Origin of the sequence: Amycolatopsis sp. NPDC051071, from assembly GCF_040682875.1 — a bacterium.
Taxonomy (GTDB): Bacteria; Actinomycetota; Actinomycetes; order Mycobacteriales; family Pseudonocardiaceae; genus Amycolatopsis.
The window spans coordinates 1-11,546 of record NZ_JBFBBY010000211.1; the positions used below are offsets into that span (position 1 = coordinate 1).

General features: G+C 68.8%; 13 protein-coding genes. 4 read left to right on the forward strand and 9 right to left on the reverse strand.

The window, feature by feature from the left end:
- Window positions 1–152 precede the first annotated feature (152 nt).
- The gene (locus AB0M65_RS37075) at window positions 153–638 is read right to left on the reverse strand and encodes a polyadenylate-specific 3'-exoribonuclease AS (protein ID WP_364038911.1); all 486 of its coding nucleotides are present in this window, start codon (window positions 636–638) and stop codon (window positions 153–155) included.
- Between the two features lie 20 nt (window positions 639–658).
- Complete coding sequence (locus AB0M65_RS37080) at window positions 659–1,420, reverse strand: lysophospholipid acyltransferase family protein (protein ID WP_364038914.1); 762 nt, start codon at window positions 1,418–1,420, stop codon at window positions 659–661.
- A gap of 214 nt (window positions 1,421–1,634) precedes the next feature.
- Between AB0M65_RS37080 and AB0M65_RS37085 the strand changes: the two genes are divergently transcribed.
- The 3 genes from AB0M65_RS37085 to AB0M65_RS37095 are packed head-to-tail and all read left to right on the forward strand — an operon-like array spanning window position 1,635 to window position 4,077.
- Complete coding sequence (locus tag AB0M65_RS37085) at window positions 1,635–2,405, forward strand: alpha/beta fold hydrolase (protein WP_364038917.1); 771 nt, start codon at window positions 1,635–1,637, stop codon at window positions 2,403–2,405.
- Complete coding sequence (locus AB0M65_RS37090) at window positions 2,402–2,914, forward strand: hypothetical protein (protein ID WP_364038920.1); 513 nt, start codon at window positions 2,402–2,404, stop codon at window positions 2,912–2,914. Before AB0M65_RS37085 ends, AB0M65_RS37090 begins: the two co-directional genes overlap by 4 nt.
- A gap of 20 nt (window positions 2,915–2,934) precedes the next feature.
- The gene (locus tag AB0M65_RS37095; protein WP_364038922.1) at window positions 2,935–4,077 is read left to right on the forward strand and encodes a glutamate--cysteine ligase; all 1,143 of its coding nucleotides are present in this window, start codon (window positions 2,935–2,937) and stop codon (window positions 4,075–4,077) included.
- A 57-nt stretch (window positions 4,078–4,134) separates the two neighbouring features.
- Here AB0M65_RS37095 and AB0M65_RS37100 read toward each other — a convergent pair whose 3' ends face one another.
- From AB0M65_RS37100 to AB0M65_RS37130, 7 genes are all read right to left on the reverse strand, one after another.
- Complete coding sequence (locus AB0M65_RS37100) at window positions 4,135–5,007, reverse strand: NUDIX domain-containing protein (protein WP_364038925.1); 873 nt, start codon at window positions 5,005–5,007, stop codon at window positions 4,135–4,137.
- Window positions 5,008–5,011: 4 nt separating this feature from the next.
- Window positions 5,012–5,971 carry an ROK family protein gene (locus AB0M65_RS37105; protein WP_364038945.1) on the reverse strand — a complete coding sequence of 320 codons (960 nt, stop codon included), beginning with the start codon at window positions 5,969–5,971 and terminating at the stop codon, window positions 5,012–5,014.
- 15 nt (window positions 5,972–5,986) lie between these two features.
- Window positions 5,987–6,415, reverse strand: a complete 429-nt coding sequence (locus AB0M65_RS37110) for a hypothetical protein (RefSeq protein WP_364038928.1) — start codon at window positions 6,413–6,415, stop codon at window positions 5,987–5,989.
- Window positions 6,412–7,593, reverse strand: coding sequence for an ArsA family ATPase (locus AB0M65_RS37115; protein ID WP_364038931.1), 1,182 nt, complete (start codon window positions 7,591–7,593; stop codon window positions 6,412–6,414). The genes AB0M65_RS37110 and AB0M65_RS37115 overlap by 4 nt, the downstream gene beginning before the upstream one ends.
- A 19-nt stretch (window positions 7,594–7,612) precedes the next feature.
- Complete coding sequence (locus AB0M65_RS37120; RefSeq protein ID WP_364038934.1) at window positions 7,613–8,056, reverse strand: SRPBCC family protein; 444 nt, start codon at window positions 8,054–8,056, stop codon at window positions 7,613–7,615.
- Window positions 8,057–8,161: 105 nt separating this feature from the next.
- A complete protein-coding gene (locus AB0M65_RS37125) occupies window positions 8,162–8,950 on the reverse strand; it encodes a metallophosphoesterase (RefSeq protein WP_364038937.1) in 789 nt (262 codons plus the stop codon).
- Between the two features lie 8 nt (window positions 8,951–8,958).
- Window positions 8,959–9,369, reverse strand: a complete 411-nt coding sequence (locus AB0M65_RS37130) for a polyketide cyclase / dehydrase and lipid transport (protein ID WP_364038940.1) — start codon at window positions 9,367–9,369, stop codon at window positions 8,959–8,961.
- A gap of 126 nt (window positions 9,370–9,495) precedes the next feature.
- On the opposite strand from AB0M65_RS37130, the gene AB0M65_RS37135 reads away from it, so the two are divergent.
- Window positions 9,496–11,292: a long-chain fatty acid--CoA ligase gene (locus tag AB0M65_RS37135; protein WP_364038942.1), complete on the forward strand. Its 1,797-nt coding sequence runs from the start codon at window positions 9,496–9,498 to the stop codon at window positions 11,290–11,292.
- The last annotated feature ends 254 nt before the right edge of the window (window positions 11,293–11,546 follow it).

Genomic DNA, 11,546 nt, shown 5'->3' on the forward strand with positions numbered 1-11,546 from the left:
TGATGAGGTGACTGGTGTTCTTATGTGTGATCTTCCGATCACGAAATTTGTCCTATGGGGACCCCTCATGACACTTCTGGAGCGACGAGCGGCAGCGACAGCGGCGAAGGGGGTGAGGGCGGCGAAGCGAGGCGAAGGGGGCGAGAGAAGCCCTACCGGTGCCAGTAGGACTCGATGGTCCCCCACCGCTGGAAGTTGTGCCGCGCGTCCGCCAGCGCGTCGTGCTGGTCGTCCGGGGCGGCCGGGAGCTTCGGCTTGCCCGCGTCCTCCCAGCGTTGCCGCAGGTCACGGGTGAACCGCGGCAGCTGACGCGGCAGCGCGGGCATCGGGCCCCACAGCTGGGCCAGCGCGACGTGGTCGTAGGCGGCGAACCAGGCCCACAGTTCGATCCCGCCGGGCGGCTTGCCGAAGAACTCGAGCAGGTCCGTGCGGATCTTCTCGCGGCTGCGCCACGCCGGGTCGGCGGGCGACGGGAGTTTCGGGAGCACGTTGTCGCGGACCCAGGGGCCCGCTTTGCCGGGATCGAAATCGGTCGAGACGGCGTAGAACTCGCGGCCTCTTTCGTCCACGACACCGATCGACACCAGGTCGATCGTCACGCCGTCCTCAATGAATTCGGTGTCGTAGAAAAAGCGCACCGGAGAACCCTAGTGTGCCCTCAGCCGACCTTGGTGTCCGGGATGCGGGCGACGTCGTGGGCCGACGGCTGCGCGGGCACCTTCGGGCGGATCCCGGCCTCTTCGGCGGCGAGCAGTTCCTTCGCCTTGGCGGCGTAGATGTCGACGTACTCCTGGCCGGAAAGCTCCATGAGCGCGTACATGATCTCGTCGGTGATGGACCGCTCGATGAAGCGGTCGCCGGCGAGACCCTCGTAACGCGAGAAGTCGAGCGGCTTGCCGAAGCGGATCTCGAGGCGGCGCGGCCACCACATTTTGGAGCCGATCGGGTTGACCTTGTCGGTGCCGACCATGGCCACCGGGACCACCAGGCCACCGGAGTCGAGCGCGATCCGCGCGACGCCGGTCTTGCCCTTGTAGAGGCGGCCGTCCGGGGAACGGGTGCCTTCGGGGTAGATGCCGAGGAGATGTCCTTCGCGGACCAGTCGGGTCGCGGTGTCGAGCGCGGCCTGCGCCGCGTTGCCGCCGGAGCGGTCGATCGGGAACTGGCCGACGCCGGTGAAGAACCACTTCTTCAGCAGGCCCTTGAGGCCCTTCTCGGTGAAGTACTCCGATTTGGCCGGGAAGGTCACCTTGCGCTTGACCCGGAGCGGCATGAAGAAGGAATCCGCCACCGCCAGGTGGTTGCCCGCGAGGATCACACCGCCGTGCTCGGGGATGTTCTCCGCGCCGACCACCTTGGTGGGCCACAGCGCCTTGAGCACTGGCCCGATAAACACGTTTTTCATGAGCCAGTACAGCACTGCGAAAACTCCTCCTAGCAGCTCAACCCCTGCGCCCGATGGTCAAGACTACGAACCGCGCACCCCCGGCACAACGAAGTCCACCCGGTTACCCGTACCCAGCGACGGAACTCACACCCGATCCGGCTCGATTCCGGCTGCGGCCAGTGGCCCACAAGAAGGTCCGCTCGTGCGAACATAGAAGACCTACCCAGCTCTCACGGAAGGCGATCGCATGGCCGTCCTCGCCGGCGCGGAACCGTTCGCTCACACCGGTTCGACCGAAGCAGGGTTCCTGCTGTGCCACGGCTTCACCGGCACCCCCGCGAGTATGCGGCCCTGGGGCGACCATCTGGCCGAGGCCGGTTACACGGTGCGCTGCCCGCTGCTGCCCGGCCACGGCACCCGGTGGCAGGACATGAACCGGACAGGCTGGGAGGACTGGTACGGCGCGGTCCGTGAAGAACTACTGGCGCTCCTGTCGACCTGCGACTCGGTGTTCGTCGCCGGGTTGTCGATGGGCGGGACACTGACACTGCGGCTGGCCGAGGAGTTCGGCGACCGGATCGCGGGCATCGTGCTGGTGAACCCTTCGATCATGCGCCGCGGGCTGGACACGAAGCTGCTGCCCCTGCTGGCGAACATGGTGCCGTCGGTGAAGGCGATCGCGAACGACATCGCGAAGCCGGGCGAGACCGAATTGGCCTATCCGCGCACCCCGGTGCGCGCCGCCGCGAGCCTGGCGAGGCTGTGGGCCGTCGTCCGGCCGGAGCTGTCGAAGGTGACCCAGCCGGTGCTGCTGCTGCGTTCGGCCGTCGACCATGTGGTGGAGCCGCTGAACTCGCGGATCATCCTCGACGGGATCGGCAGCGAGGACGTCACCGAGGTGGTGCTGGAAAACAGCTTCCACGTCGCCACTCAAGACCATGACGCCGCCCTGATCTTCACGCGTACGGTGGACTTCGCCCGGTCCGTGCGCCGGGCGGGACAGGTGGACGCCGGATGAGCAGGGGCAAGGACGGGCCGGAGGACGTCGACGCGACGTTCGCCGAGATCGTGGCCGACCTCCGTGCGGAGGGCGTCGGGCTGTTCCCCGAGGACGACCTCGAAAAGCCCGCCGGGAAGACCACGGAAAAGGCCGAGAAACCCTCGGAGAAGACGTCGCGCCCCGATCCCTCGGAGGCCGAGTCCGAACCGGGCTGGCGCGGCGGCGGCACCAGCTGGGACAAGACCCTCTTCGAGGACGGCCCGGCCGGGTCGAGCGACGACGAAGGCCATTTTGTGCCGCCGGAGCCACCTCCGCTGCCGCGGCCGCGCAAGGGCGCGTTCGTCGTCCTGCTGTTCTTCTTGCTCGGTTTGCTGCTCCTGATCGCGCCCACCCTGATCGGTATGGGCACGCGGCTCGGCACACCGCTCGGCATCCTCGCGCTCGCGACCGCGATCGCGCTGCTCTTGCTACGGGTCCGCCAGGGGCCGCCGCCCGGTGCGGATCCGCACAACGGCGCGCAGGTCTGAGCTGTCGGACAATCCCGGACATGAAGATCGACTTCGCTCCCTCGCGCCGGTCGACGGTCGGCGCGGAATGGGAACTCGCCCTCGTCGACCGGCGGACCGGTGAGCTGTCCTCGGTCGCGGAGCAGGTGCTCGACGCCGTCCGCCCCGACGGCGAGGAGGAACACCCCAAGATCAAGCAGGAACTGCTGCTCAACACCATCGAGGTGATCAGCGGGATCTGCGACACGATCGCCGAGGTCAAGGCCGATCTCGCCGAATCGCTGGACGTCGTGCACTCGGTGCTGGACCCGCTGGGCGTGGAGCTGTTCTCGGCCGGTTCGCATCCGTTCTCGACCTGGTACCAGCAGAAGGTCACCGACAAGGAGCGCTACGCCAAGCTCATCGACCGCACCCAGTGGTGGGGGCGGCAGATGCTGATCTACGGCGTCCACGTGCACGTCGGGCTGGACCACCGCGACAAGGTGCTGCCCGTACTGGACGCGCTGCTCAAGTACGCGCCGCACCTTCAGGCGCTTTCGGCGTCTTCGCCGTACTGGGGCGCCGAGGACACCGGGTACGCGTCGAACCGCGCCCTGATGTTCCAGCAGCTGCCGACGGCCGGGCTGCCGTTCCAGTTCCGGAAGTGGACGGAGCTGGAGAGCTACGTCGACGACATGTTCACCACCGGGGTGATCGACCACTTCTCCGAGATCCGCTGGGACATCCGGCCCGCCCCGCATTTCGGCACGATCGAGATGCGGGTGTGCGACGGGCTGCCGACGCTGGAGGAGGTCGGCGCGATCTCGGCACTGACCCAATGTCTGGTCGACGACTTCAGCGCACGCCTCGACGACGGCGAGATCCTGCCGGTCCTGCCGCCGTGGCACGTCCAGGAGAACAAGTGGCGCGCGGCGCGCTACGGCATCGACGCGATCATCATCCTCGACGCCGCCGGGAACGAGCGGCCCGTCACCGAGGACACCCTGGACCTGCTGGACCGGCTCGAACCGGTGGCGCGACGGCTGGACTGCGTCGAGGAACTGCGGGGAGTGGAGACGATCCTGCGATACGGGCCCAGCTACCTGCGTCAGCGGGCGGTGGCGAAGCAGTACAACGGGAGCCTTCGCGCCGTCGTCGCTTCGCTCATCGCGGAGATGCGGAACGGAACGATCGCGCGCCCCTAGCCCGCAATTAGTCCTCTAGTTGCGGTAGTTCGACATCGAAGTACCGCAACTAGAGGACTAATCGCGGTGATCCAGGTGACCGAGCAGGGTGCCGGGGCCCAGGGTGGAAGCGCCAAGGGCCTCGACCCGGGAGCGGAGTTCGCGATCGGCGGTCACCACGACGACGTGGTCTTCCGGTCCCTCGGAGCGGGCGGCCCGGGTGACGGCGACGATCCGGGAGTCCCCGTCCGCCTCGGCGTCGACGACCTCGACACCGGACACCGGTTCGACACCCCGCGCCTTGCCCTCGACGACCAGTACGACCTTCGGCCACCACGACCATTCCCCGCCGCCGGGCAGCGCCGGATCGGCGAACCCGGTCTCGGCGAGCGTCGCGAGCTTGTCCCGCAACCGTTTCGCGGCCCCGCGCCGGTCGCGCCACCAGCCGTCCGGCCGCGATCCGACGACGTTCGCGCCGTCGACCACGAGTATCAGCCTGCGATCCAAGTGTTCCCTCAATCCCGGCCACGCCGCCGCGAAGTCGCGGTGCAGCCTGAAATCCGCGACCTCGTCCGGGCGGACCCACCGCAGTTCCACGCTCTCCGCGTTCTTCACCCTCGCCGAAAGCGTGCCGATCGGCGCGGCGAGAATCGTGGTGTAGCGCCAATTCCCGTGGTCGACGAGCGACGCCGACAGCGGACGGACCCGTGCGGGCGGGACGTCGGCCTCTTCGTGTGCCTCGCGGGTGGCCGCCTCACGCGGGCTCTCCCCCGCCTCGACCGCTCCGCCCGGCAACGCCCACGTGCGACCGTGGTGCACCCACCACGCCCGGCGCTGCAGAAGGACACCACGCTCAGGATCGGACAGCAGCAACCCGGCGGCACCGTTCAAACCCCAGTGAAGATGCCCGAAATCGCATTTCACGAAGCCGTTGCCGTCCAGACGGGTCACGGCTTCAGCCTGTCACACCGACCTCGGCACCGGGAGCCTTCGCCGCGTCGACGGCCAAAGCCGCCGCGCCGACGATGGCGGTGTCGTCCCCGTGGTGTGCGGTGCGGATCCGGGCCAGCGGCCGGTGCCCGGCGCCGGTGATCTTGCCCGCGTAATGCTCACGGGCCTCGTCGAGGAACAGCGGCGCCGATTCGGACACGCCGCCGCCGATCACGATGATCTCGGGGTCGAAGACGTCGGCGACCAGGGCCAGCCCTTCGGCCAGCCATTTCGCCAGTTCGGTCATCGCGCGCTGGGCGATCGGGTCGCCGTCGCGGGCGGCACCGGCGACCCGGCGGCCGGTCACCGAACCGGGGTCTCCCCTGGTCTCGCGCGCCAGGACGGTCGAACGACCAGGGTGCCGCGCGAGCAGTTCGACCGCCGTCGCGGCCAGCGCCGTCCCACTGCAGTAGCGCTCCCAGCAGCCGTACTTACCGCATGGGCAGGCACGCCCGCCGGGGACGACGGTCAGATGGCCGAGCTCCGGTGCGACGCCGTACGCGCCCCGGTAGATCTTGCCGTCGAGCAGCAGGCCCGCGCCGATCCCGGTGCCGAGCGCGACCAGCGCGGCGACCTGCGCTCCTCGCGCGGCGCCGAAGCGGTACTCGCCGACGACGGCGGCGTTGACGTCATGTTCCAGGGTGACCGGGAGGCCGACGCGCTTTTCGATCCGCTCGGCGACCGGGGCGTTCCGCCAGGACAGATGCGGCGCGAACATCACCGTCCGCCGGTCCTTGGCGACGAATCCGGCGACCGCGAGCCCGACGCCGGAGACGTCATGCCGGTTGCGGAGGTCTTCGACGACGCCGGCGATGGCGTCTTCGAGCGCGTTCTCCTCACCAGGGGTACCGACCCTGGCGGTGTCCATCAACGAGCCGTGCTCGTCCACCACGCCGGCGCGCACACTCGTGCCCCCGACGTCCACCCCTATCGTCAGCACTCAGTTCTCCCGGTCCGGCTGCCAAGCGTCGCGCCTGGTCACCGCGATGTGCTGGACCCGCGAAGCTCCCACCGGCGCATCTTCCCGCGCGGACTCCTTCCGCGCTGGCTGGAAGCCGGGCATGTGCACCCCGTCGTCGGGCTCCCAGCGGTCGGCGAGCACCGCCCGCAGCAGCGCGACGAGCTGGGCGGCCTGCTCCATCAGGCGGGCCGCGAACTCGGGCCGCTCACCCCGGAAGACCTCGACGATCGCGCAGAGCGGGCACCAGCCGGAGTCGTCGCCGGTCTCGTGTTCGGTGCAGCCGTGCCCGGCGGAGACGAGGCCCTCCAGCCACGGCGCGGCGTGCTCGACGACCAGTTCGACCAGCAGCCGGATCTCTTCCGCCAGGCTCGGCCCGTCGGCCTTCTCGTTCTCGCTGTACTCGCTCACCCGAGTCCCCGGTTCCCGGCCAGGCTCACGACCAGGCCGTGCGCGTCGGATTCCGCACCGGTGATCCGGCACGGGCGCAGCATCTCCGGCAGCGCGATCAGCCGCCGGAAACCGTCCACGGTGACGGCGAGATCATCGTCCACTCTGGCCAGGTCCACTTCGGAATCGCGGTGCAGCGGCACAGTTATTCGCAGGAGGTAGCCATTGTCCGATTCGGACACCTGCAAAAGGGGGGTGACACCTTTTCCGTTACCGGCCAAGGGGTCCAAACCTTGATAAAGCTCGTAGGCGATTTCCTGCAGAGCCGCGAGGCCGACCGGTTCGACAGCGCGGTGCTCGACCGGCTTCACCTCTTCGGGTCCGAAACCGGCGACGGCGAGTTCGGCGAGGACGGCGTTCTGCTGCGTACGCCGGGTCCGCATCCACGAAGCCGCCGCGCCGCGCCAGAAACCGGGTGCGGGCATCAGCCGGTTGACGATCAGGCCGTCGACCGCGATCCCGCGCAGGGCCAGGGAACTGAGCGTGCGACGGGCTTCGGCGACGACGACGCGTTCCGGGGTCAGCACGAGCCGCACGGTGGTCGTCGACGGGTCGGTGAGCAGCGTGCGCAGCGACTCCAGATGCGCGCCGAGCCGCCGCACCGCCGTCGCCGTCCGCCGCGCTCCCGGTTTGAACATCCTCGTCAGGTACCCCGAGACCGCTTCCGGCAAAGCCAGCAGGCGCAGCGTTTCCGCCGTCGGCCCGCAGTCGACGACGACCGTCTCCCACCGACCGTGTTCGGCGAGGCGCTGGACCTCGGTGAGGGCGAGCAGTTCGTCCACCCCCGGCACGACGGTCAGTTCCTCGGCGTCGAGCGAGTCGAGCCCCACCCCGGCGAGCGCGGTCTGGAGTTCCTGCCGGAGCTCGCGCCAAGTGCTGTCGACAAGGCCACGGGAATCGATCTGGGCGGCATGGAGGAGTCCCGACGTACGCCCTCCCGCGGAGGGACCATCGGACACAGCGTCCACTTCGGACGGTTCGGCGCCGAGCACGCGACCGAAGGCGTCACCGAGGGAATGGGCGGGATCGGTCGAGACCACGAGTGTTTTCCTGCCCCGGCCCGCCAGTGCCGCCGCCGTGGCCGCGGCCAGCGTGGTCTTGCCGACACCCCCCTTGCCGGTGAACAGCAGGATCCGCATGCCTACCCTTCGACTGGTGTCAGGAGGACGCCTCGGCGCGCTTCTTGAGTTCCTTGAGCGCGGTGTCCATGACCATCTTCTCGGCCTTGCGGCGCAGCAGCCCGATCATCGGCAGTGCCAGCTCGACGGACAGCGTATACGTCACCTTCGTACGGCCCCCGCTCAGCGCTTCGAGGGCGTAGCGGCCGTTCTGGGCCTTTTGCATCTGGCCCTTGACCAGATGCCAGCTGACCCCGTGCCCGTCGGTGTCCCAGTCGTACTCGAGGGTGTAGACGTCCTTGATCGGACCGGCGTCGAGGGTGAGCTTCACCTGCTTGGCGCGGCCGTCACCGTCCTCGCCGAGCACCTCGGTCTCCCGGACGGCCTTGGCCCATTCCGGGTACGCGGGAAAGTCGGCGATGACGGCCATGACCCGCTCGGGCTCGGCGTCGACCTCGATGGATTGCGTGGACTGCTCGGCCATGGTGTGAAGCCTAGAGCGTGTCGTGCGGTTCCTGGGCGGGCGGGTGACCACACGCGCGCGTTTCTTTGCGCCGAAGGCCCGGATGAGCGTAGCCGGAGCCGGCCGTCACCAGCGCAGCACGTACGGCTGTGCCGTCTCTTTGAAGTGACCGACGTTACGGCATTCGGTCCTGCCCAGCCTCGTCCGCGCGGTCAGCGGCTGGTGGACGTGGCCGAACACCGACCAGCGGGGCTGCTGGTCGCGGATAAGGTCCACCAGCGCCGCCGAACCGATTTCGGACCGGCGCGCGATGACGTCGTAGGTCAGGTCCGGGATGGCGGGCGGGATATGCGTGCACAGGACGTCGACGTTCTCCAGCGCGCTCACCGCGACGTCGTACTCCTCGCGGGTGCGCAGATACGGCCGCCAGAAGCCGTTGCGGCGCGGCACCACGTTCGGCGGGAGCAACGCGCCGCCGATGAACCCGAACCGCAGGCCGCCGAACTCGGCGACCTCGCCGTCGAGGACCTGGATGCCGTCGCCGGCGAATTCGGGCCACAGCGACGGGTCGTCGACGTTGCCGGGAGTCGCGAACGTCGGCGCGGTGAGGGCGCCGAACAGGATGGCGTACTGGTCGTGGATCGCCTCACCGACGGCGGCCGCCGGATCGGCCAAGGTGGCCCACAACGATCGCGAGAAGGCAACGGTCTCGTCACGAGTGCCCTCGCGCCGCAGCCGCGCGAACTCGCCGACCTTCTCGGCGCCGAACAACGCGCCCATGATGCCCTTGTCGTGCTCGCGGTAGTCGACGAAGTCGAGCAGATCGCCCAGCACGATCAGCGCGTCGGCGCCGTCTCCCGCGCGTTTGAGCGCGTCGGCGTTGCCGTGCACATCCGACACCACGTGAACCCGCATGCTCACCCCTATTCGACCCGAGGGCCGATCCCGGGCTCGCGCCCGTCTTCCAGGACCTCCTTGAGCCCGAGCGCGATCGCCTTGGCCGCACGGGCCCTGCGGTCGAACTCCCGGCGCAGGTCCCGGACCTGGAGCGCACGTGGTTCCCCGTCCGGACCGGCGGGAGTGGCACGCAGGAAGTAGTGCAGCAAGGTGCCGTCGAGCACCGGCTCGAGCCACACCTCCATGGTACCGATCAAGGCGCCGCGCACCGTCCAGCGCAATCCTTGGTCGCCGCGGTCGGTGTAGACCTCGAGAACGAGGTCCGGCCAGTAACGTGACCAAGATCGCGGATCGGCGAAGGCGGCGGCCACGGTGGACGGCGGGACCACGAGGAAGGTCTCGTCAACGATGTCGAGAGCGGGCGGCGCCTGGTTCACACGCGGCAGAATGTCATGCCCTCGGTATGGCCGATTCGTCAGCATGGTCTTAAGGTGCACGGCACGCTAAGTTGACTGGCGGGTAACACCGGTCACACCACTTGCACGCGAACACGGAGGTTCCTCGTGCGCGAATACAGCGCCCCCGCCGCCAATCCGGTGACCGACGACGAGAACCTCGCGGACGTCGTCTGGGCGAACGCCGAGCGGTTCTCCGATGTCGTGAGTTTCCGCCGCCAGGTCGACGGTACCTGGCTGGACATCACCGCCAAGGATTTCGCCGCCCAGGTTCTGGCCGTGGCCAAGGGAATGACACAGGCAGGCATCGCACCGGGCGACCGGATCGGGCTCATGTCCAAGACCCGCTACGAATGGACCCTGATCGATTTCGCGATCTGGGCCGCCGGCGCGGTCACCGTCCCGATCTACGACACGTCCTCGGCCGAGCAGGTCCACTGGATCCTTTCGGACTCGGCGGCGAAGGCCGTGTTCGTCGAGACCGACGAACACCTCGCGACGCTGGAGAGCGTCAAGGGGCGCCTCGACACGCTGGAGCACACCTGGCAGATCGAGGCCGCCAAGCCCGCTGTCGACGAGCTCACCGCCCAGGGCGCCGAACTGAGCGACGACGACCTGCACGAGCGCCGCCGCACGGTGAAAGCGGGCGACCTCGCCACGATCGTGTACACGTCGGGCACGACCGGCCGCCCCAAGGGCGTCGAGCTGACCCACCGGAACCTTCTCGCCGAGATCCGCGCCGACATCGCCGCGTTCCCGCAGCTGATGGAGCAGGGCAACTCGCTGCTGGTGTTCCTGCCGCTCGCGCACGTCCTGGCCCGCGCGATCGCGGTGACCGCGCTCAGCGCGCGGGTGACCCTCGGGCACACCTCGGACGTCAAGAATCTCGTCGCCGACCTCGGTACCTTCCGGCCGACGTTCGTCGTCGCCGTGCCGCGCGTGTTCGAAAAGGTCTACAACAGCGCGAAGCAGAAGGCCCACGGCGACGGCAAGGGCAAGATCTTCGACGCCGCCGAAGCCACCGCCGTCGCCTACAGCCAGGCCCAGGACACCGGTGGCGCTGGGCTGGGCCTGAAGGTCAAGCACGCGCTGTTCGACAAGCTCGTCTTCAGCAAGCTGCGCGCGGCATTGGGCGGCCGGTGCGTCGCGGCGGTGTCCGGCGGCGCCCCGCTCGGCGTGCGGCTGGCGCATTTCTTCCGCGGCATCGGCGTCCCGGTGTTCGAAGGCTACGGCCTCACCGAGACGTCCGCCGCGGCCTGCGTCGGTACCCAGGACGGATTCCGCGTCGGCACCGTGGGACGGCCGGTCGCCGGCACCTCGGTGCGGATCGCCGACGACGGCGAGATCCTGCTCAAGGGCGACGTCGTGTTCGGGGGCTACTTCAACAACCCCGCAGCGACCGCCGAATCGCTCGAAGACGGCTGGTTCCACACCGGCGACATCGGCGAACTGGACAACGACGGCTTCCTCAAGATCACCGGGCGCAAGAAGGAGATCATCGTGACCGCGGGCGGCAAGAACGTCGCCCCGTCCGGTCTCGAGGACTCCATCAAAGCCAACCCGCTGGTCAGCCAGGCGATGGTCGTCGGCGACCAGCGGCCGTTCATCGGCGCGCTGATCACCATCGACGAGGAGTACTTCCCGTCATGGAAGTCGCAGCACAACAAGCCCGCCGGCGCCACCGTGTCCGACCTGGCCGATGACGCGGAACTGCGCGCCGAAGTCCAGGAAGCGGTCAACCAGGCCAACAGCGCGGTTTCGCAGGCCGAGTCGATCAAGAAGTTCACGATCCTCACGAAGGACTTCACCGAGGCGGGCGGCGAGATCACGCCGAGCCTCAAGCTGAAGCGCAACATCGTGAACAAGAACTACGCGAACGACATCGAAGCCCTGTACAAGAAGTAACGGAGGCGGGGCCCCTGCCAGTACATGAAGGCCCCCTTCCTTGCGCTAGGCGCAAGTAAGGGGGCCTTCATGTACTTACGCTGCGCTCCGCGACTTACCACTCACGACCCGCGCGCCACCCGCCTGCGGCCCCCTCCCGCCGCGCCCCCGGAGCGCGATTAGCCCGCTAAACGCAGGTCGGCGGCGGTAGGGGCCCGGACAGCGCGTGAAGGCCCCCTTCCCTCGGCTCAGCCGAGGGAAGGGGGCCTTCACGC

Coding starts and splice junctions, on each gene's coding strand:
- AB0M65_RS37085 (WP_364038917.1), top strand. CDS start 1,635: ATGGCCGTCCTCGCCGGCGCGGAACCGTTCGCTCACACCGGTTCGACC.
- AB0M65_RS37090 (WP_364038920.1), top strand. CDS start 2,402: ATGAGCAGGGGCAAGGACGGGCCGGAGGACGTCGACGCGACGTTCGCC.
- AB0M65_RS37095 (WP_364038922.1), top strand. CDS start 2,935: ATGAAGATCGACTTCGCTCCCTCGCGCCGGTCGACGGTCGGCGCGGAA.
- AB0M65_RS37115 (WP_364038931.1), bottom strand. CDS start 7,593: ATGCGGATCCTGCTGTTCACCGGCAAGGGGGGTGTCGGCAAGACCACG.
- AB0M65_RS37120 (WP_364038934.1), bottom strand. CDS start 8,056: ATGGCCGAGCAGTCCACGCAATCCATCGAGGTCGACGCCGAGCCCGAG.
- AB0M65_RS37125 (WP_364038937.1), bottom strand. CDS start 8,950: ATGCGGGTTCACGTGGTGTCGGATGTGCACGGCAACGCCGACGCGCTC.